The following is a 22,422-nucleotide window of genomic DNA, read 5'->3' as shown; positions in this document are numbered from 1 at the left end:
ACCGTGACCAGTAAGGCGTAATAAACCCTTTAATTAATCATACAAGTGATCGGTGTCAGATATTGCTTTTCTCTGAAGCTGCTAAAAGTGTCGAGTTTAGGTATGGGTTCTATGAATATACTTATAAAGAATCTTAAGTCCTCTAATAAGAATGGACGCGGATTTATGCATATCTGCCAGAGGGATTTAACATCGATTGATGTAGGATTGTTAAAAAAAAGCCCATGCAAGCCTGTACTGCATGGGCCAAACGGTACTAGTACCGCGAGCTGTCGGCTGAAGTTCGCAACAGCGGCTTTACATGATTACTAACCACTGCAGATGACGTTCGAGGGGACATCACCTGAATTCGGTTGTTTATGTAACGCTGCTAGATCTTCGACAATCATTGCGCACATGCAATGCTAAGCTCTCTAAAATGTAGTTATGATATGGAGCAACTAATCAGTTTACACTCGCTCTGATGTTGGCAAGTGACAATGGCTATTCGCTGCATTTTGCTAACGTCACCTTCATTAATAATATTGTATTATTAATTAAGGTAAATGCTGATGATACCAAATTGTGACAGAGAACATGTTTAGCAAATAGGTCTGTGATCTGGGTGATTACAGGCTAAGCCGGTAAAGGGTCCCGACTGTCGCTTTTGTCTGAGGTGCGATACGGGTTTGTTGAACTAATAGTAACTCTGCAGCTGCAATTGCATCTGCAAGTGCATTATGGCCGTTGTAAGCGGGTAACCCGTAACGTTCCCTTGTCGCTGCTAGAGTCACATCTGATTCATCGGAAGCATTGATAGCTCTTTGTAACCTTTTTTCTATTCGCAAGGTGTCTATCCAAATGAGCGGCAACTCCTTTATGTTGAAAACTCGCTGTAAATATTGATTAATAAAGCTAGTTTCGACTATACATCCGTGCGCAACAATAACTTTGTTTTCTGCTGCTTTAAAGAATGTCCGCATTGCTTCATGAATAGAGATTCCATCAGTCAGCATTTGTTGGGTAATATGGTTAACAACTATGGTTTCGGGCTTAATTTTTGAGTCGCTATGTACATAAAGGTGTTGGCTTGTTGCTAAGTCAATATGGCCTTGTCGAATCTCTACCCAGCCCATGGAAAGAATGACTTCTTCCTCACTGTCTAAGCCAGTTGTTTCAAGATCAAGAACGATGAACTCAGTGTCAAAAGCTCGTTGATTTACGTCCAGATTTGGCGAGCGTAGCAGCTTTTTAAGATAAAGAGGGATGTGCTTCTTTTTATAGTGCTTTTGTCTCTGACGATTTTTTCGTGTCAATGGATGAAAGTACTCAAGTAAGCGCTTCATTATCGGCTCCCAAAACGGAGTTTGGCGACTTCTTGTAGATCTGCAATGATGCGGAACGCGTCTTTTAAATGTTGACGTTCAAAACTACCGAACGTATTGGGGTCAATGTGGTTATTTGGCTCATCTCCACTTTTTAGTGCTTCTAATTGATGGGCAAATCGAAACGACAAGATGAATTGATATGCGTTTATTATATTTTTGTACGCGTCATGGCTGAGCAGCCCTTTTTCGTTAGCTGCTTTAAAACGCTCATCAGTTGCAGTGAGGTCACATTCAACTGCAAGACCATAAATCCTTGCAAGATCAATGATTAGATTAATCGCGTATTTTTTTACGTCGAGCGTTTTCTTGTTCTCTCCCGATTTTTGTAATACTAGGCTATTGAATATTCCTAGCGGTGGGTTTGTTTTCACCGCATCGTTAACTAACATCGTAAGGAATTCTCTATTAGCGTTGATGTTAGAGTGAAGCTCATCGCGAAGTATCTGTTCAAAGTCTTTGTTTCCATAAACGGTTCGGATTTCTAAAAAGACACTGATATTGAGGAGGCGCTCGTATTCAGGATTTGCCACCCATTTCTTATAGTACTTTTTCCAAACAGAGAGAGGCTGGCACCATTTAGGGGTCGCTGCCATAAACTTCCCTGGACACAATGGATAGTTACATTTATTCAGGCCATTACTTACTATCATTGCTAAATGTTTGAAGTAGATACGGTCGTTATCTGTTGCCGAATCATCTAATACGATGGCGCTATCTTGATCTGACAGCATATGTACTTCTTGGCGAGCATGAGAGCCTGCCACAATCCAAGAGAAGTCACAGGGAGGTGTTCCCAACTTATCAATGGCTATTTGTATTAACCTACGAGTGTACGCATCCATAATCATGGTCATCACTTTACCAATGATTTCTGGTGAAACCCGTCCTTCGACTAATGCTTCAAAAATAGCTTGGCGCTCAGACGTAAAACTAGACAACGCTTTGACACTGCCAGCATATTTGATCTTTTCAATTAAAAATATTGCTTGGACTCGATGGTTTTGAACCAAGTGCGTTGTTGTCAAAACGCCAACGACGTTATTGTCTCTGACTAGGGGTAAATTTCTTATGTTGTGCTGCATCATAATGGAGGCTGCGTGCAGAACTAAATCGTCAGGATGAATTGTTTTAGGATCAGGCGACATGACTTCGACGACTGGTGTTGAGATGCTTAATCCTTTGGCGATGACTCGCTTTGTCATATCTCGGTCGGTAATCAGTCCAACTATTTTATTATCACGATAAACGACAGCGCAGGGAGAGCACTTATCGATCATCTCGTTGGCGACTGACTGAATGGATTGCTCAGCGGTTACAATTGCAACTCGACCACTAGCAACTTCCTCTACACGCCGAATAAACAACCCTTTTTCTTTGTTAGACCACACGACATCTAATGCTGACTTTAGCCGTACCTGAGCTTGTGATGCAAAATGTTCAGCACATTCAGGATGAGAAGTGCACAACTTTTTCAGCGCAGCATTTGGAATTACATAAACTAATGAATTTTCGATTGCAATTGCTTTGTATTCTTTTCCGCTTTCGACTTCGTTACCAAGAAAAGTGAAGCCAAACAAATCTTCCGGACCAAGTTTAGCTCTCAATATGCCATCAGATTTACGCTGTTCGATAGAGCCAGTTCTAATAATATAAAGTGACTTTTCGTTCTTAGAAGAATACTGATCAACAACATCCCCCTTGCTTAAATAAGTGATCTTAACAGATGAAGCAAGCTCGCGAAGTGCACCTTTAGGTACCTTGTCAAACGGATCAATCTGGCTGATAAACTGTATGATATTTGGCAGTAGCGAGTCGGTCATAACACAACATTCTCAAAATACATTTGTATTACTATATATCAAAATATTGATGGTGTGCCATAAAGAATTGGAGGAAACGAAATTAAAAAAGCACGCGAGATGCGTGCTTTTGCCTAGTTATTAGATCGCCCAAGCCCAAGCTTAACTGGCTTCGGGTAAGCGATGTTTTGACTCCAACAAGTGGTTAGCCGAAGCTTGACGTGCTTTTTCAGCATTGCCTGCCATTATTGCTTCATAAATCTCACGATGTTCTTCGATGCACGTATTGCCTTCCTCAGATGAGTGAGCAATAAAGTTAATGAACATTGTAGTCAGAACATGCCCAAACGGTAAGAAAAAGTCGTTTCCGGTTGAGTTAAAAATAATGCTATGGAAACGAATATCTACATCCATCCAGCGCGCTTTGTCCAGTTCGTCTGCTTTAGCGACTTCCAACATATCTTGGAATACTTCTGATAGCTGAATTCGCTGTTCCGCAGTGGCATTTTTCGCTGCGAGTGCACAAGCTTCAGGCTCTATCGCGCGTCGTAACCCCAAAAATTGATGACAGAACTGATCTATCTCTGTTAGACCGTCCATCCATTCAATTAATTGTGGGTCTAAAAAGTTCCAGTACGCTCGGTTGATGACTCGAGTACCAACTTTTGGACGTGACTCGAGTAAACCTTTTGATGTTAAAAGTTTTACGGCTTCACGCAAAGCTGTGCGACTGATACCAAACTGTTCACACAGGGACATTTCTCCTGGAAGAATGGACCCTTGAGGGATCTTGCCTGACAAAATGCTACGAGCAATTTCGCGAGCTACTTGTACATGTAAGCTGCGCTTGGAACCGGAGATAGAATGAAATTCACCAGACATAAAATCACTTATCGTTAAAATTGTATTATTTAAGCTTGGACTATATCATCCAAAGTGTAGCTCACCAAGAAGATGTTTACGTAATAACAGTTGTCTTCACAAATCCATTTTGAATCTCCGACTGCTTTATGAAGCCTTCATGATTATGATACTTAGCGTATAACAGATGAGGCCACCGATTCTTACATCATTCCTTATTTATTTGTTAGCTCAATATGTTAGTTAACTCTAGTCGCGCCTACTTATTGTACTCACTGATTTTCAATACACAGCACACAATTTGAATAGAAGGTCAGGTTTCTTGTTAAATAAAGTGATATTGTATTATTATATACTAAAGATCGGTGTGCATGATGTTACTACTCGACCATTCAATATTGAGTTTGGCCAATATACCTCGCGAGTAAAAATCATATTCATAAGATCGTTAGATTTTAGACGCTAAATAACAGTGCTTTACATTTACACAGAAAGTCTCCGCCTTCAAAGCGTGTTTCATTTGGCCTTTTCTAATTATTAGCTAAACAAGTCGTTTAGGCTGCTGGCAATGAGGAATATAGATGGCAGAGTTTTCACTTCTCGGGAATTCAAATCACAAGATACATGTACAAGTAGCAAGACAGATTTCTCGCAAAATATTGTCAGGAGAATTAAGTCAAAATGAGAAGCTCCCGAGTGAAATAGAACTGTGTAAGTTGTTTGGTGTTAGTCGGACAGCACTACGAGAGTCGACGAAGTTGCTGTCTGCTAAAGGCTTAATTATCTCTAAACCAAAAGTTGGAACTACGGTACTACCAAGAAACTATTGGCACTTTCTTGATCCTCAACTCTTAGAGTGGATCCAAGATTTAGAAGATACTAAGCCGTTTCTATCTCAGTTTTTAGGATTGCGTAAAGCCATAGAACCAGAGGCGTGTGCGCTGGCAGCCCAAAATGCCAATGCTGAGCAAAGAAAGCTGTTGTCAATTGTATTTCAAAGAATGACGATGGCAGCACGATGTCACGATTATGATGAGTGGATTGCTAACGATCATTTGTTTCATCAAACGATATTCCTTTGTACCGATAATCAATTCTACGTTCCCTTCAGCAATATACTTTCGACCATATTTAAGGTGTTTATTGACAAGTCAGTTGAAGGAGGGAGGTTCTGCCTTAATGAGCACCGTGCAATTTATGATGCAATTATGGTCGGAAACTCATTTCAAGCTCGTTTAGCCTCTCAAACGCTGTTAAATGATGAGAATCAGAGGCTTTCCGACGCCGTGAATAGATAAGAGCTTGCGTACATTTTTATTGACTAAAAAGAGTTTTCTGTCGTTTCTTTTTGTCATGAACTTTGCCTAACGACAGAGCTCTTTAGTTTAAACGTTTAACCTCATTACAAAGGTTTACTAATGTTTTCCCAACCATATATAAAGAAAAACTTATCTCTTGCTTGGCCGCTTGCTCTTAATGCTTTGTTGATGCAATCAATGCTTATGATTGATACGCTGCTTGTTACGCCATTAGGTGAAGTTTCACTTGCTGCTATGGGGATTGCTACAACAATAGTTTCTTTTGTTTTAGGTATCCAAATGGCTCTAGCAAATGGGTCTCAATTGGTACTTAGCCGTGCCGTAGGCTCTGGTCATTATCTATCGTTAAATAAAGGTTTCTGGGCAGCTTTAGTTATCAACGTTCTAGTCGCATCCTTATTCTGGCTGTTGATTACTGTCTTTGATGAAGCGTTAATCAGTAAGTTGACGGATAACGTTGATCTCTATGCTGAGACAAAATGCTACCTTGCAATTGCTAAGTTCATCGTCATATTCAATGCCATTACTCAGGTTATGATTGCGGTGTTCAATGCGCTTGGACGGACCAAAGTTCCATTTAAAGGCTATTTGATTGAATTGCCAGTCAACGTGGCGATGTCTTATGTTCTGATTCACGGCCTGACTAATTTTGAAGGTATTGGCGTTCAAGGCGCCGCGGCGGGTAGTTTGGTTGCTATTAGTATTCGGCTGTTATATTTGACCATGTGTATTAAGCTTGATGATTCTATCATCTTGTCTATTAAGAAGCTTGATGCGTCATTGAAAAGCAATATACATAAGCATTTTAAAGAGATTTTCCCCGTCGCGGCGAACGTCACAATGTTACAAACTGGCGCAACGATATACATGTTGCTGTACTCGCAACTGACCTTAAATGCTTATGTCGCTATGACTATCGTGATGCCTTGGATCAAAGTGGGTACTCAGTTCATTACTGCTTGGGCGCATTCATCGGCAATCACGATTAGCCAAGCAATTGGCTCAAGAAAAATGGATGAGCTGCGTAACAATGTCGATATTAGTATTGATATGGCCGTGATGATCTCGTTCGTTTCAGCATTTTTCTTTTTTGCACTTAGTTTCGTTCTTCCTGATTTGTATCCCGACTTAGACCCGAGTACTTACAAAGCGTTATCCGCGATTGCTCCACTTTACATACTGCTACCGATAGTACGTGGCTATAACACCGTTCATGGTCATATTTTGAGAGCGTTAGGTAAAACAACGGAGGTGTTTAAGATTAACTTTACCGGTCAGTGGGTAATCTCAATACCGTTATGTGCTTTGATGATTTTATACTTGGACCTTTCAGTGTTTTGGGTGTTTGCAATCATGCCGTTTGAAGAAATTGTTAAGGCATGGCCATTTAGGCATTTAGCACGTAAGTCTCTGAAAGGTTTCGATATTAATAAGGCAGACAAGCTAATGTACGATTGATCCTATGACTATTGGATTAGGTCGAAAATATTCGTAGATGCTATGGACTAAAGAGGAGTATGTCTAGCTTATCATTTTGGCGTTTATCGAGTTTATAAATTGTGATCAATAGAGCACATCATAACTTCTTTCCTCGAATCATTCCTTTGCAAACCTTATTATATGTATGACAATATTACATATAATAAGGTTTGAACATGAAACTCAATCTACTCGTAGCCGCAATGGCTGTTACCTTACCAACTCTTGCTATCGCTTCTGATTTAAATAATGGCGTTGATTATCCAGTCCCTGCCGATAAATTTGATATGCGAAACTGGAAGATCACTATTCCTTCCGATATCAATGAAGACGGAAAAGTGGACGAAATCGAGGGTGTGGCGATGCTGAGTTATTCACACAAAGATTTCTTCTTCTTGAACGAAGAAGGCAACTTGGTGTTTGAAGTGCAGAATAAAGCGGTAACGACAAAAAACTCGAAGAATGCACGCTCTGAACTACGTGAAATGCCTCGTGGCGCTGACTTTTCTATTCAAACCGATGATTTAGCAAACCATTGGGCTTTATCGAGCCACCCTCAGGCTGCTAAACACAGTCGTGTAGGTGGAACGTTGGAAGCGACCTTGAAAGTGAACCATGTTTCTGAACACGCCAAATTTCCAGAGAAAGGGCCTGCTCATTCTGTTGTTGTCGGTCAAATCCACGCGAAAAAAATTGATGCAAAAATAAAAGAGGGTAAAGGTTATGGACATGGAAATGAACCCATTAAAATCTTCTATAAAAAATTCCCAGAACACAAAATGGGCTCTGTATTTTGGAACTACGAGCGTAACCTAGCGAAGGAAGATCCAAATCGTATTGATATTGCATATCCAGTATGGGGAAATACTTGGGATAACCTTGAAGAACCAGGCCAAGCAGGTATCGCTCTTGGTGAAGAGTTCAGCTACAAGATAGAAGTTCAAGGAACTATGATGAACTTGACGTTTGAAACAGAACGCCACGAGACAGTGACTTATTCCATAGATCTCAGTAAGGGGATTGATAGTAAGGACTTTGAGCATGGCTACGCAGAAGACATGTTCTATTTTAAAGCAGGAGCTTATGGTCAATGTAGCGTCAGTGAGTCTCACCCTGTGTGGGGTACAGGATGTGCGGGCACCGGTGATTTTACAGTCGACAAGAAAAACGGTGACTATAACAGCGTGACATTTTCTAAGCTCAAGCTAAATCAAAATTGAAACTAATAGAAAACTAAGAGCTACTCGATTTCTACTTAAGCCTCATCGATTTGATGAGGCTATTGTTTTCAGTGGAATTCTTTAAAAGGTAAGAAACAAGATAGAGCAAGCAATCACTGGGACTGGCTTGAATTTAGAGTATTGTGTTGAATTTTGTTCTTCTGAAGAGGTAAAAAAATAAAGCCAGGCTCGAAAGCCTGGCCTAGTATCAAGTGCTACAAAATAACACTAGAGTTGCTTTGAATCGATGTTATCGAAATATGCTTTTGTTGAAGCACCACTTGTGTCCCCTACATAAATAGTCAGTTGTGATGGTGTATTCGTTGCGTCTAAGCCTGTTTCGGACTGACTTGGCGCATCAACCGTTTTTCCATTAATAGAAACGTTAATCTCATCACCATCCCAAGCTAGGGACATTGAGTTCCAAGCGTCAGTCGTAATAGTGCCTATTTCTACGTCATCTGATCCTGCTTCGGCTTCAACTTTACCACTGCCCGAAATTCTCAATTCGTAGTAACGATCTGAGTTGTTTTTACCTGAGCCAACATTAATGTATGTAGTTTTTTCGTTGTCTGACGGAATGTAAACATCGAATGACACGCTACCGTTTGATGTTGCTCCGTTTGAAAACTCGCGCGTAACGTATGGTTTGTTGGTCGTATCTGTGTCGGATATTAGCAGAGAGTTAGCGCCGCTCTTTGATACGTCATCACTTACTACAGCCACGGACGTCAAGGTGGAGGAGTCATCAGCAACCGTATTGTATTCTTTCCAACTAGAGTTTGCTGAACTGATATTTGTTCCTACTGGGTATGAGTCAAAGTTTTCACTCACGTCTTCTGACGGTTTATCAGGATTAGAACTTCCGTCTGAAATGACAACCGCTTCGCTTGATGCACTGTTGTAAATTGTCGCGAGGTCTAAGCCTGGAATGTAGTTGTCAAAATCCTCTTCTAGAACCAACACTTCAGAGCCCGAATCACTAGAGTAAATCTTCAAGTTGTCTGCATTTAATTCAAAGTTTGTAGTGTTGCCATTATCACCTAGTCTCAGTGATACATAGGTTACAGCGGTGCCATCAGCGACAGGTAACATTTCACCTATTTGTTTACCGTTAACCGAAAAAGAGAAGAAGTTTTCTATCCAACTGACTTCTATCGCGAGGTTTTCACCTAACTCAAACGTGTCGCCTGTTTCCGTCAAGTTTCCACTTGCATCGCGGTATTTGATTTTGCCGTTTTCAAATGCCACTTCGCCATGCAAGTTGGAATTCGAGGTTTTTGCTGCATAAAATGAGATGTAAGCATTGTCACCAGAACCGTCGGCTTCCTGTTCTGTTTCTTCATGATGCTGGTAAGTTAGATCTACAGTTAGTCGGCCTGTTGAAATTTCTGAAACACTCGTTGAATCAGACAGCTTGATTCGTAACTCACCGGTGTCTTCTTCTGTTCCACCTTTATTGGTATCCAAAATTTGTACGACGTTGTTATCGCCAGCGTCATTATTTGCCGCTGCAACTGCATCTTTCACCGCATCGTTTTCTGATTCATCGTTACCGGTGAAGTTTCCGTCATTTGTTCCTGAGATGGTTAACATGCCGTTTGAAACTTCATAAGTCCCTGTTAACTCGGTAGGGTTACCTAGATCGCTCTCGTCATAAAGGTTGAATGTAAGCGTCTCTGTATCTTTATCTTCGGTATAAGTTGAAGTGTAGATTGTGTAAGTACCGAAGTTATCATCATCGTTATAATACTTTTGCGTACCGTCTTCAAAGACATAGACGTTTGGCAGGTCGTGCTCATCATCGGATTTCGCCACAGTGGCTGGTGTTGAAATATCCCACATACCTTGGCTCAACTCAGACTCAGTTTCTGTTGGTGGGGGAGCCGATGGTGCATCCCTTAAATCAGTGTTACATCCGGTTAACAAACCTGTGGAAATAGCAATTGCTGCTGCAATTTTTGTTACTTGCATGGTAGGTACTCACTTCTATGTGTTTTTATTTATGTAATATTGTTAGACAAATAATTTCTGTCATCTAGATGGTTTTATCAATAGAATGATCCGACTCACACTAGATACAATGATTGCTCACTGAAGTGATGAATAAGTCACACAAAATAGTTGAATATCAACATCAATAAGAGCTGAACCTTTATGAGGTTGACAGCTTTCTTTATAGAGGAACAGCAAAAACTAAAGGTGATTTAGCAAGGGAATTTTGATTTCATGTCAAGATTTTTGACTTTAAGTCATTGAATTTATTGTTTTTTATGTTTTTTTAATCTTCTTCTTTATCATATGAAACGAGTTAAAACATTTCTCTGTAAGCGATGTCTACAAAGGTCGTTTTAGAATCAGACATAGCTAACACTTTTGAATATATAATAATACAAATTGTTAGTTGAGGGGCACTTACATGATTAATATCACAGAACTCTCATGATGAATTAACTAGTATTTGTCATACATTAATTCAATAGTGTTGAATCAAATCCAGGGATTTAAGTGGTATCCCAAAAAATATATACAGAGAGATATAATCATGAAAGCAGTTACAACAATGTCCCTATTCGTTGCTTCCACATTAATGGCGGGAGCGGTTTCCGCAGCAACTTTAGACTATCGCGCAGAATATAAGCATGAGAGTGAAACTTATGCCCAACGTATCAAAATTAGTGGTAGTTCTAAAATTAACGATCAGACCAAACTGAACTTTGGTGTTGAACAAAAATTCCATAGTTACGACAACTCGCATTTTTGGGATCAACTCGTTGCTGGTGATTCTGAGTTTGATTGGGGAGTTCGCTACCAAATAAATAAACAATGGTTTATCCAACCAGGGATGCCTATTACTTTTGGCGATGATGACGAAAAAACCACTTATAAACCACAAGTTCGTGTTGGTTACAAATCCTCTTTTGGCTTAAGTACCGCTTTACGTTACCGACACGAATTTCAAGTTTATTCAGATGGTGCAGGTAACAAAACACTAACGGATGGTACTTCGGTAAGCGTTGCTGGGAAAACAGTTGAACAAGGTAAGTGGACACTGACAGGCTCTTACGATATGCGTCAGTTTGATAACGAGTACCTTGATAACGTCAAGCTGAGCTATGAGATCAACTACAACAAAAACTATGACGAAGTGCGTTTATCTGATTGGAAAGATTCTGAGTGGGATGCTGGCTTAATTGTTGGTTACCAAATGGGAGATTTCCGTCCTTACTTTGAATTGTGGAATGTCAAAGGTAAGGATGGTTCAACCACGGATGACCGCCAATTGAGAACACGCCTTGGCCTTAAATACAGCTTTTAACCCGAGTGTTATTGCCTAATTGTTGTTACAGCAAAAGAGCTGTTAATTCATTTTTAATTTGTAGGTGTTAGATTACATGAAGCATATTTTCTTCAAAAGCTTGTTAGCTTCTTCTATTTTACTTGCTGTGGGCTGTAATAGTACGGCGACCATGGTAGATCCATTTCCAAACAACCAAGAAACTGGTGCTGATATTCTGACTCCCGTTACGATAACGGCGAGTAGTCATGATGGTAATGTTCCAGAGCAGTTGTTTGACCAAGATATTATGACACGCTGGTCAGCAAATGGTGATGGTGAGTGGGCGATGTTGGATTACGGCTCGGTTTATGAGTTCGACGCAATTCAAGCCTCGTTCAGCAAAGGTAACGAACGCGTCAGCAAATTTGATGTTCAGTTTAGTACTGATGGTGAAAACTGGGTGACGGTTATTGAGGGTGCGCAAAGCTCTGGTCGCGCACTTGGCTTAGAGCGCTTCCAGTTTGAGCCTGCAGTAAAAGCACGCTATGTTCGTTACGTTGGCCACGGTAATAGCAAAAACCAATGGAACTCAGTTACTGAGTTAGCGGCAGTTAATTGCGGAATTAATGCCTGTCCGGCAAGTCACATCATTACTGATGATGTCGTTAACGCTGAAGCGGCTATGATTGCGCAAATGAAAGCGGAGCAAAAGGCACAAAAGGATTTACTCAAAAAGAATCGTAAAGGCGACTTTGGAGCACCAATCGTCCGTCCTTGTGAAACGACTGTGACGTGTGATCTTTCTAAAGCAATGCCTTACCCTACGTTACCGAAAGAGCCACTCGCTACAAATGCACCGGGTGAAAACTTTGACTTAACACGTTGGAAACTGACGACACCTTTCGACCATGACAAAGATGGTCGTGCTGATGATATTGATGAGTGGGACTTGGCTAACGGCTTCCAACACTCTGATATATTCTACACAGCAGATGATGGCGGAATGGTATTCAAGAGCTATGTGAAAGGCGCTCGAACTTCTGAAAACACTAAATACGCGCGAACTGAGTTACGTACCATGCTTCGTGCTGGTGATAAGTCTTACAGCACAAAGGGTGTAAATCCTAATAACTGGGTATTCAGTTCTGCACCAGTTGAAGATCAAAAAGAAGCGGGTGGTGTAGACGGTACGCTTGAAGCTACTCTGAAGATTGACCACGCAACCACAACTGGTCAGTCGCATGAAGTTGGCCGCTTTATTATCGGCCAGATTCATGACAAAGATGATGAGCCAATTCGTCTTTATTATCGTAAGCTACCAGACCAACCAACAGGTACAGTTTACTTTGCTCACGAAAAAACCAAAACTGGAACAGAGGATTACTACAGCTTAGTGGGTGATATGACTGGTGAAATCGGTGACGATGGCATCGCGCTAGGTGAAAAATTTAGCTACATCATTGATGTGAAAGGCAACACAATGACAGTTACGGTAAAACGTGATGGTAAAGATGATGTTGTTCAAGTCGTAGATATGAGTGACAGTGGCTATGACGAAGGTGGCAGATATATGTACTTTAAAGCCGGTGTCTATAACCAGAATATGTACGGTAATCCAGATGATTACGCACAAGCTACTTTCTATAAATTAAAACAATCTTTTGGTAAGTACCAAGGCTAGTTCTATCACTTTTAGTTGATTGAAGTCCTTTGCCCTCGGCTTTGTAGCAGAGGGCTTTTTCTTTCTATAGAAGAATAAAACAGCTCAAATATTATTTTAATTGACATAGATAAATTAATTTAAAAATTTATCACCATAGATAGGTAATAATTATTGATTGCTTTTATCTTCTGACAATGTTTATTTTTAAGTGCGAATGTATATTAGAGTAGTTTAATTGGTTAAATTTAAAATAGCTCAGCGTTAGGGTAGATAAATATCTCATGAAACTATAGAAGCTGTTTTTAAGCTGCCTAAGTGGAGGTTGACTTATATATTTATCGTAGAAGGAAACACTATGCGTGAAGCGAGTTGAATTGTGGTGTTCTAAAAGAAGAGGCCACGAGAAAATAAATTTCCCGTGGCGGCGGTATGAGCTTTGTTCGTTGCTTTAGAGCAAAGTAGCAAGCCTATTGCTAAGAGATTGAAATGACTATTGATGAAGAGTGCTCAAAGCACTAAAGCTCACATCAAAGATTTCTCCTCGATATGCATTATCAGGTTTAAACTGAGGGTAAATTCCGGCTTTGAAGTAAAACGCAATATCAGGCGACGCCCATCTTTCAGTCAGAGTATAGGACTTGTTGTTAGCGGTGTCTGAGTATGCTTCTCCCCACTTCAGTGTGTGCGAGACCATATTACTGCCATCTGCATCGTAGGTGGCTAAAAACAGTCCTTCCTTATCGGCACGGATCGTATATTGCCAGTCTTCGTTTACCGCGTAGGTACCAAGCTTAACGCTGAATGCGTTGCAATCAGTACAGTCTTTGTTGTTATCAAGTTTGTAGTTATCGTTCAGAATAACTCGGACTGGCTTATTGTCACCTTCCCAAAGTAGCTTCACGAGTGCTTGGCTGATTTTCCAACCATGTATCTGGCCTACCACGACTTTTGGTAATTGACCGTCGATTTTAGGGTATTCGTTGATTCTTAGTGTTGCGTTTAGCGTATGAGAAGTTGCACCGGTGCGACTATCTTCAATATACCAACTTGTCTCTTCATCGCTGGTGCTGCAATCCGGGGAGTTAGTACTGATGTAGAGCTCTCGCAATTCTGAACGGATGTAACTGGAGTTGGCCGTTGACGTGCCGTAACCCATATCGGCGCGGAAATGCATGCTACCGTCAATAACATTGAAGTATGATAAATCAATCTCGCGTTGGTAAACGCTCTCTTCGTTAGACAGAAGATCTTTACTTGAATTACAACGCTCAGGCTCTAATTCAGCCGCGCTGTCACCGCCAAAACCATACCAATCATTTTTGCTTGCAGGAATGGTTAATTTCCAATCGTCAATATTCCAAGCTATTGAATCAGTATGGTCAGTTTTGGTTAGTCCTAACTGCTTAAATTGTACCTTTGCTTCACCGTTTTCAAACTGGTTATAAACTCCGGCTTTAAAGTAGCTCAGGAGGTGCTGCCAGTAGGATACATCTACATTTACCTTTTGCTCATCGTTCACTTTAATGGTTAATGTGTTTTCTCCGATTTTTACTTCGAATCGCGTGAATGCGTTGAGATCGGCTTTTCCTAAATCATAACGATTGTATGATGTTGCATAACAATCTGATGCGCTAGAAGATAGACTGCAATCTATGGCATTGTTCTTTACTACCGCCCAGTAATGACCAGTGATACTGTTTCGTTCTTGTTCCCAAACGATTCGTAACAAAGGGTGTGGGATAGCACCTATACCAGAAGTATCTGTGCCTTTGTTATGAATTTGCAGGAAAGTGACTTCATCGTGGTTTGCAGGGGAGCTAGCCATTGCAAGGTTAATCTCTGGTAATCGAACATCTGCATACAAAGTTCTAAAGACGCCTTGTTCTGAAATGTTAAAGTTTTCTCGCTCACGAACTTCTGAGCGCATTTTGTAGTTCGACATTTTAAAGACAAGGTAATTGGAATCATTTTCTGCGTAAAAGTGGTCACTCTTATAATCCGAGAATGCTCCATTTTTGACGTCACTGTTTTTGTTTCCCTCCTCCCCATTGGGATCTGATACTTGTAAATCTGAATTACTCAATATGTTTTGAAATTTTGCTATTGAGTATGGTGCTACATGCTCTTGGTGTGGAATATTTGGTTTATCATCTTGGCTTGTAGGGGAGGTATTTCCTCCACACCCTATTAATCCAAGCCCAGAGAAGCTTATTAGAAGCAATTTAGTTGATTTTATAAACACAGTAGTACGTCTCTTACACCATCTAATATTTGTAATACAATATCATTTTAGTGTTGTTGGGGAGTAGTTTAGTCATAAGTTAAATAGTAAAAGTGTTAATTAAATCTCAGAAGAGTTCTATATCTATAAGTGGTGTCTTTGATAAGGCGTAAGGTTAAGTTATGTCTGTTTTTCCTAAGAGTTATTAACGGTTTTACTATGATTAAACGCTAATTGATAAGCTCATGTAGAGTCATGTAAACAATCAAAAAAAGCCGAACATGACGTCCGGCTTTGAATTAGTTCCCGATTTTTACATTAATTTTTAGTGACTATCTAAAGATTAAATTTGTGCGAATGCGCCTTCCCAAGTGTAAGTCACACCGTCGAACTCAACGCGATGTGCCGCGTTTTGCTTGTCTTCGTCTAGGTTGCAGATAGCGAAGTAGTAAGCGTTGCCTGTGGTGGTTTGCAGACGAATCACGGTACCCACTTCGTTGTTGCCAACGACGGTTACTGACTCTACTAGACCACGAGCGCCAACCGATGCTTCGATAGACTCGTTGAAGTAACCGTGTGTCTCTAACACAGAAGCAAACACGTGGTTTTGACCAGATTGACGTAGGATCAGTGCTGGTTCGCTCTTCAAGTTGAAGTCTGGATCATTTGCGCCAGTGCGAGTGAAGAACACTTTGCCGCCGTTTGTTGCGCTTGTGATTAGCGAGTAGTAGCTGTTGTCGTGCAACCAGCTTACCAGTGAGCTGCCTTGAACTTGGCCTGAACCCACATTCCATAGATGCTCGTAACCGTTGTCTTCGCCCATTGGACGCAGCGTGCTTTCTACATCGTATTCAAAATCCGTACGGATGATTTGACCAGAGTAGTGCACTGGCAGGTCGTATTGGTGTTCTTGATCTGCTTCGATGCGGTAAACATCAATCACAAGCGGTTTTTCGAATTCTGGCAACTCAGCAAGAATGATGCTGCGCTGCATGTCTACGCCGTTGTAATAACCAGAGATGCGACCGCTCATGCCTTGCAGTTTTTCGTCATCAGCTTTGAAGAAGTGCTTAGAACCGAACTTGGTTTCTGCTAGCGCTGTGTCGAAGTTGTTTTGTGTCTTTTGGTCAACCGTTACTGTGTTGTGTGCGACCGTCTGCTTACAGTAAGACTTGTTCTCTGGGATGTAACGACCGCCAAATTTAGGCTCAACGTTTACCCAGCGACCAAAGCCGTAATCGTGCAGCACTTCATGACCGCGGTTAAATACGCTCAGGTGCAGACCATCGTAGTGACCGTGGTCTAGCGCTGAGTGGTACTGGTGATCGCTGCCGTGTTGACCAAACCAGATAAGCGCCATTGTATCTGCGGTATTGGGGTCGTCGTCTTGCTCGTCACGGTGACGAAGAATGCTTACGCCGCCTTTTTCGCCCTCTGGACCGTCTGTTACGAATAGGCTACCCCAGTTGAACGGTTTGATGTTATCTGCGGCTGCAACTGCGTCAGACAATGTTTTACCTGAGATATGAACCCAAACGTCTTGCTGGTGGTCTGCCATACCAAGTAGCGTTTCAGATTGCTCGTAACGGTGGAAACATACTGACGTAGCCATGATTACGCCTTCATCGTTGATCGAAATCGTCTTCGATGAATCGTTCAACGCTGGCAAAGTACCATCTGGGAATGCCGTCTTAAATACGGCATAAGACGTGGTCTTGATGACCGAGTCGTTAAATTCGTAAATACCAAGCTCAGGCTGACGACGCTCAATCGCTTCTGCGAATAGGTAGATTGGACGTAGCGAGAAACGGTGGTAATAAGGACCTTCCATGTAGTAGCCGTCTGGCGAGAACAACTGGTCTAACTGAGCTAGGAAGCCGCCGCTCACTTTGTCCAGTTTCAAGCCGTAAAGCGCTTTGTCTACCGCTTCTTGGTCGTTAATTGCGTAACCACAGATACCTACTGCTGCTACTGCCCACAGACCGTGGTTGTGTACGATGTCGAAGTCGTGACCGTAAGTAACTACGAACAGCTCAATCATTTGTTTGAACAGGTCGTTTTCAATCAGTGTTTTTTGCTCTTCTTCCAACGTGTGGTAAACGCAGCTGTACGCACAAGACGCGTATAGCATCCACATGTTCTCGTTAAGAGTTTGGTGGAAGATCTTACCCGGAGGGTTAGAGTCACGGCTGGTGTTGCTTTCTAGCGTCGGGTAAACCTTCGCATAAGCCGTTAGCATGTCCACGATGTAATCGCGGTACTTCTGCTCGCCAGTGATAAGGAATAGGCGACCCGCTAGATCAATGTGGATGTAGTTTTGCTTGTGGCGGTTGTGCTCGTAACCGCCGCCTTCGCCGTGACCTGGAACTTCAATACCGACCTCGGCCATGTAAGCGTCAGTTTGTTTGATGTCACGTGCTAATGCATTTCCTAATAGGCTATCCGTGCCAAGTGCTTTGCTTAGTTCTGCCGCTTCTTCAAAGTTCATTAATAGCGGTTGGTAAGACTGGGTTTGGTAGCTCATTATTATTTCTCCTGCCCGAGTGCGTTCACTTCTAGAGAGTAGAAGCCATTCCAGCTGTAGGTTTTACCGTTCATTTCTACTTGGTGTGGGGTTTGGTCGTCAGCGCCTAGCACATTGCTGATCATCACAGTAACTAGTGATTTTTCAGTCGTGATTTCTACGATGCTGCCAACGGCGTTGTAACCCACGACGCGGATATCTTTCACCTGACCACGTGCATTCACAGACTGCTCAAACTCTTCGTTGAAGTAGCCGTGTGTTTCTAGCACAGAAGCAAATAGCGTCGATTCGCCCTTGCTGCGTAGAATGAATGCCGGTTCGCTACGTAGGTTAAAGCTTGGGTCATTGGCGCCAGTGCGAGTGAAGATTACTTCATTATCACCGTTTTGTTTCGCGCTGCTGCTTGTGCCTAACCAAGAGTAGTAGGTGTTGTTTTGTAGCCAGCTAACCAGCGCCGTATCTTGCACTTTGCCGCTTGCTACTTTCCAAAGGTGTTGGTAACCGAAGTCATCGCCAAGCGTGCTCAGTTCACCAAAGGTTTGGTAATCAAAGTTAGTACGTACGATTTGACCATCGTATTGATGAGAGTAGTCGTACTGATGTTCGCCTTCACCTTCGATGCGGTAAAGGTCTAGCAGTAGCGGTGCTTCAAGCTCATCGAGGTTAAGCATGAACACACTGCGCTGCATGTCTGTATTCGGGTAATGGTCGTTCGCAAACGCGCTCATACCGTTGATTTCAGTGCCTTCTACTTTGAAGAAGTGAGGCAAACCGTGCACTGAATCAGCGCGGTCTACATCGAAACCATTCTGACATTGCTCATCAATCGTTACCGCGTTATGCGCGATAGTTTGACGTGCGTAGGATTTGTTTTCGTCTAGGTAACGACCGCCGAATTTAGGCTCAACGTTTACCCAGCGACAGAAGCCGTATTCACGCAGCACTTCTTGACCACGGTTGAAGAAGGTAATGCCAAGCGTATCGAAGTTACCATGTCCCATGCCGTGTTGACCGTAGTTCATCACAAGCTGTGACACATCACCGGTTTTATCCTGCATACGGATAAAGCCTTGTGCACCGTTGTTACCGGTTGGACCTTCGTTTAGTTCCACACTTGGCCAGAAAGGCATGCCGATTTCACGGTCTGCGATGGCTTTATCGTAGGCTTGCGAAAGCTCAAGACCACATGGGTGCATCCAAACGGCATTTTGAATCTTCGCCATACCTAGGATGTTGTCATCCATACCGTAGTGCTTGCTGTAAACGCTCACTGCAACTTGAACGCCCATGTCGGTAATGCTCATGGTACGAGACGCGTCGTTTAGGGCAGGGAACTCACCGTTCGGGTAAGCCGTTGCTAGCATCGCTTGTACTGTGTTGCCAATCACTTTGTCTTTGTAGTTGTAGATATCTACTTCAGGCATGTGACGGTGTACTACTTCTGCAAATACACAAGTTGGACGAATCGCATAACGATGGTAGTACGGACCTTCCATGTAGTAACCAGAAGGGGCGAACAGTTGTGAGATTTGCGCTAGGAAGCCACCGGTATCATCACGGTCTTGACCGTATACCGACATCTCTAGATATTCAGGTTTGCCAATAGCTAGGCCACAAATACCAACAGCCGCAACTGCCCAGATACCGTGGTTGTGAATACGGTCGAAATCGTGCGCGTATTTCACTGTGAACATGTCTAGCATTGGTTCGAAAATGCGCTCAACAACGGCTGTGCGCTCTTCCTCTGTCATCACTGATGCGACGCAAGAGTAAGCAAGGCTAGTAAACATTAACCAACAGTGTTCATTAAGGATCTGGTGGAAAAGACGACCTGTTGGGTTAGTGTTTTTCTGTACGTGGAAATCAAAGGTGAGGTACTTCTCTGCGTAAATAGCGAGAAGATCTTTAACGAACTGCGCGTACTTTTCTTCTTGAGTGATCAAGAACAAACGACCCGCTAAGTTCATGTAGGTATAGTTTTGTTTGTGGCGGTTGTGCTCGTAGCCGCCCGCTTCGCCGTGACCTGGTACGTCTAGAGGCAGACGCATGAAGGCTTCAAGTTCCTTGCGATTCGCTTCAATGGATTTGCCCATTAAGCTCGGCTTTCCGACTTCCTTTCTTAGTAGTTCGACTTCTGCTTCAGTCAACAAAATCGGTTGTGTAGTCATTTCTTTACCACCCTCAGATGAAGTGTGTTGTTTTCTTAAACTTTCTATAAAGTAATACAATATTAAGTTTGGGTGTAGTTTTTGTGGCAAAAAGGGAGAGTGAAATCACGCGAATTTAGCTAACCCATTGATTTGTATTGTTGTGATAATCCTAGTTGTGACTGATGTTTCGGCGTTATCAATCGTTAAGTGGAATGCTTTAACGAGCACCGTTTGATGAATATCACATATTTTTAGATATATTGTATGACAATTAAGGTGGATCGGATATGCTCGTTACCAATTCGACAGCAGACCCTTTCGCTTCGCGTTTCACTTTTATCAATACGACGCTTTTTTAAGAGGACCTTTTAATAAAGCATGGTTAAGAATGAAGTGCCGTAGGGTTCGCTTTAATAGAGACTTTTTAGGAGTATGACGATGAATTCTTTCTTTGTATTAGATGAGAACCCGTGGGAAGAGCTAGGCGGCGGTATCAAACGTAAAATTGTTGCTTACACAGATGACCTAATGGCGGTTCACCTATGTTTTGATAAAGGCGCGATTGGCGCTCCGCATACTCACGAAATCCACGATCAAATCGGTTACGTAGTACGTGGCAGCTTTGAAGCGGAAATCGAGGGCGAGAAGAAAGTACTAAAAGAAGGCGACGCATACTTTGCTCGTAAGCACATGATGCACGGTGCGGTTGCACTAGAGCAAGACAGCATTCTTCTAGACATCTTCAACCCAGCACGTGAAGATTTCTTAAAATAATCTATAGCGCAACCTCAGTTGCTAAGGTGACAACATGAAATCATTAAACATCGCGGTCATTGGCGAATGTATGGTTGAGCTACAGAAAAAGGAAGGTCAGCTAAAGCAGTCATTCGGTGGTGATACGTTGAATACCGCACTGTATTTATCTCGTTTGACCAAAGCTCACGATATTAAAACCAGCTATGTAACGGCTCTGGGTAACGATCCTTTTAGCCAAGAAATGCTATCAGCATGGCAAGAAGAGGGCATCGATACTAGTCTGGTTCTTTCCGTTAAAGAAAAGCAACCAGGTATCTACTACATCGAAACCGATGAAACTGGCGAACGTTACTTCCACTACTGGCGTAACGAAGCGGCCGCTAAGTTCCTATTCGAGCAAAACGAGTCTCCGCTATTAGTCGACAAACTTTACTCGTACGATGCGGTTTACTTGAGCGGTATTACATTAGCGATCCTTACTGAAGAAGGTAAGACGCAACTGTTTGGCTTCCTTGAGCGCTTCAAGGCACAAGGTGGTAAGGTTATTTTCGATAACAACTACCGTCCTAAATTGTGGGAAAGCCGCGAGAATGCCATGTCTTGGTACCTTAAGATCCTTAAGCACACAGATATCGCACTGCTCACATTTGAAGATGAGCAAATGCTTTACGGTGACGAGCATCTAGAACAGTGTATCGAGAGAACCTCTGCACTGGGCGTGGATGAAATCATCATCAAACGTGGTAGCAAAGATTGCTTGGTTGTGGCGAATGGCGAAGCACAATACGTGGCGCCAAACAAAGTCGACAACGTGATTGATACAACAGCGGCTGGTGATTCTTTCAGTGCGGGCTTCTTGGCGAAGCGTTTGACTGGCGGCAATGCAGCGGAATCGGCTTACTCTGGCCACTGTATGGCTGGCGCGGTAATTCAACATAAAGGTGCCATCATTCCACGTGAAGTGATGCCAGATCTTCCTTTGTAATTCTTTTGCGGATCGCTGAGTAATCGGCGCTCCGCAGTGATTTATTGAACTCAAGTTAACGACGACGAGTACACTCTTATGACGACATTAAACGAACAATTAGCAAACCTAAAAGTAATTCCTGTTATTGCCATCAACAAAGCAGAAGATGCGATTCCTCTAGGCCGCACTTTGGTTGAAAACGGTATGCCTTGCGCTGAAATCACGTTCCGCACAGAGTGTGCTGCAGAAGCGATTCGTGCTATGCGCGCTGAGTTCCCAGAAATGTTGATCGGTGCTGGTACTATCCTAACTAACGAGCAAGTTGACCAAGCAATCGAAGCTGGTGTGGACTTTATCGTAAGCCCTGGCTTTAACCCTCGCACGGTTCAATACTGCCTAGACAAAGGCGTGGCTATCGTACCTGGCGTAAACAACCCAAGCCTAGTTGAGCAAGCGATGGAAATGGGTTTGCGTACACTTAAGTTCTTCCCTGCTGAGCCATCTGGCGGCGTTGGTATGCTTAAAGCATTAACGGCGGTTTACCCAGTGAAATTCATGCCAACAGGTGGCGTGAGCCTAGGTAACGTAGACGAATACTTGTCTATCCCTTCAGTACTGGCATGTGGCGGTACTTGGATGGTGCCAACAAAACTTATCGATGAAGGTAAGTGGGATGAACTGGGTACACTGGTTCGCGACGCAGTAGCTCACGTAGCATAAGTGTCGTAACACCCCGATAAAACTAGCGAAAGAATGAAAAGCGAGCCTCAGTGCTCGCTTTTTTGTGTTTGAAAGTTTGAAAGAGGCGAGAGTTAA

Annotated in this window: 15 protein-coding genes; 8 read left to right on the top strand and 7 right to left on the bottom strand. The window is 42.5% G+C overall.

Annotated features, from left to right (window positions below; all coding sequences use genetic code 11):
• Positions 1-608: 608 nt before the first annotated feature.
• From R7F67_RS08990 to R7F67_RS08980, 3 genes are all read right to left on the bottom strand, one after another.
• Positions 609-1,325: a 3'-5' exonuclease gene (locus R7F67_RS08990; protein ID WP_258454204.1), complete on the bottom strand. Its 717-nt coding sequence runs from the start codon at positions 1,323-1,325 to the stop codon at positions 609-611.
• Positions 1,325-3,187 (bottom strand): putative nucleotidyltransferase substrate binding domain-containing protein, encoded by a 1,863-nt coding sequence (locus tag R7F67_RS08985; protein WP_017634232.1) that lies wholly within the window; start codon positions 3,185-3,187, stop codon positions 1,325-1,327. The genes R7F67_RS08990 and R7F67_RS08985 overlap by 1 nt, the downstream gene beginning before the upstream one ends.
• Before the next feature lie 141 nt (positions 3,188-3,328).
• On the bottom strand, positions 3,329-4,048 hold the full coding sequence (locus R7F67_RS08980) for a FadR/GntR family transcriptional regulator (RefSeq protein WP_258454206.1): 720 nt from the start codon (positions 4,046-4,048) through the stop codon (positions 3,329-3,331).
• 560 nt (positions 4,049-4,608) lie between these two features.
• Between R7F67_RS08980 and R7F67_RS08975 the strand changes: the two genes are divergently transcribed.
• The 3 genes from R7F67_RS08975 to R7F67_RS08965 all read left to right on the top strand — a co-directional run bounded on the left by R7F67_RS08975 (position 4,609) and on the right by R7F67_RS08965 (position 8,045).
• Entirely contained in the window at positions 4,609-5,325 is a 717-nt protein-coding gene (locus tag R7F67_RS08975; protein ID WP_213966281.1) for a FadR/GntR family transcriptional regulator, read from the top strand.
• Positions 5,326-5,514: 189 nt separating this feature from the next.
• Complete coding sequence (locus tag R7F67_RS08970) at positions 5,515-6,804, top strand: MATE family efflux transporter (protein WP_238970981.1); 1,290 nt, start codon at positions 5,515-5,517, stop codon at positions 6,802-6,804.
• 197 nt (positions 6,805-7,001) lie between these two features.
• Positions 7,002-8,045 (top strand): polysaccharide lyase family 7 protein, encoded by a 1,044-nt coding sequence (locus R7F67_RS08965; protein ID WP_258454209.1) that lies wholly within the window; start codon positions 7,002-7,004, stop codon positions 8,043-8,045.
• A 228-nt stretch (positions 8,046-8,273) separates the two neighbouring features.
• On the opposite strand, the gene R7F67_RS08960 is transcribed toward R7F67_RS08965, so the two are convergent.
• On the bottom strand, positions 8,274-10,019 hold the full coding sequence (locus tag R7F67_RS08960; RefSeq protein WP_033906977.1) for a hypothetical protein: 1,746 nt from the start codon (positions 10,017-10,019) through the stop codon (positions 8,274-8,276).
• 571 nt (positions 10,020-10,590) lie between these two features.
• Here R7F67_RS08960 and R7F67_RS08955 point away from each other — a divergent pair.
• Complete coding sequence (locus R7F67_RS08955) at positions 10,591-11,364, top strand: oligogalacturonate-specific porin KdgM family protein (protein WP_017634227.1); 774 nt, start codon at positions 10,591-10,593, stop codon at positions 11,362-11,364.
• A gap of 76 nt (positions 11,365-11,440) precedes the next feature.
• Positions 11,441-13,006: a polysaccharide lyase family 7 protein gene (locus tag R7F67_RS08950; protein ID WP_017821221.1), complete on the top strand. Its 1,566-nt coding sequence runs from the start codon at positions 11,441-11,443 to the stop codon at positions 13,004-13,006.
• Between the two features lie 472 nt (positions 13,007-13,478).
• On the opposite strand, the gene R7F67_RS08945 is transcribed toward R7F67_RS08950, so the two are convergent.
• The 3 genes from R7F67_RS08945 to R7F67_RS08935 all read right to left on the bottom strand — a co-directional run bounded on the left by R7F67_RS08945 (position 13,479) and on the right by R7F67_RS08935 (position 19,901).
• Entirely contained in the window at positions 13,479-15,230 is a 1,752-nt protein-coding gene (locus tag R7F67_RS08945; protein ID WP_258475799.1) for a polysaccharide lyase family 7 protein, read from the bottom strand.
• 322 nt (positions 15,231-15,552) lie between these two features.
• The gene (locus R7F67_RS08940; protein WP_318057155.1) at positions 15,553-17,733 is read right to left on the bottom strand and encodes a heparinase II/III family protein; all 2,181 of its coding nucleotides are present in this window, start codon (positions 17,731-17,733) and stop codon (positions 15,553-15,555) included.
• A 2-nt stretch (positions 17,734-17,735) separates the two neighbouring features.
• Positions 17,736-19,901, bottom strand: a complete 2,166-nt coding sequence (locus tag R7F67_RS08935) for a heparinase II/III family protein (RefSeq protein ID WP_258475801.1) — start codon at positions 19,899-19,901, stop codon at positions 17,736-17,738.
• A 420-nt stretch (positions 19,902-20,321) separates the two neighbouring features.
• Between R7F67_RS08935 and R7F67_RS08930 the strand changes: the two genes are divergently transcribed.
• The 3 genes from R7F67_RS08930 to R7F67_RS08920 all read left to right on the top strand — a co-directional run bounded on the left by R7F67_RS08930 (position 20,322) and on the right by R7F67_RS08920 (position 22,326).
• Positions 20,322-20,657: a cupin domain-containing protein gene (locus R7F67_RS08930; RefSeq protein WP_005450851.1), complete on the top strand. Its 336-nt coding sequence runs from the start codon at positions 20,322-20,324 to the stop codon at positions 20,655-20,657.
• Between the two features lie 34 nt (positions 20,658-20,691).
• Entirely contained in the window at positions 20,692-21,624 is a 933-nt protein-coding gene (locus tag R7F67_RS08925; RefSeq protein ID WP_005437155.1) for a sugar kinase, read from the top strand.
• A 78-nt stretch (positions 21,625-21,702) separates the two neighbouring features.
• On the top strand, positions 21,703-22,326 hold the full coding sequence (locus R7F67_RS08920) for a bifunctional 4-hydroxy-2-oxoglutarate aldolase/2-dehydro-3-deoxy-phosphogluconate aldolase (RefSeq protein WP_005388506.1): 624 nt from the start codon (positions 21,703-21,705) through the stop codon (positions 22,324-22,326).
• Positions 22,327-22,422 lie beyond the last annotated feature (96 nt).

Source organism: Vibrio sp. YT-17 (assembly GCF_033337375.1).
Taxonomy (GTDB): Bacteria; Pseudomonadota; Gammaproteobacteria; order Enterobacterales; family Vibrionaceae; genus Vibrio; species Vibrio alginolyticus.
Note: the sequence above shows the minus strand (reverse complement) of the source record. Positions and strands in the feature narration are given on the sequence as shown.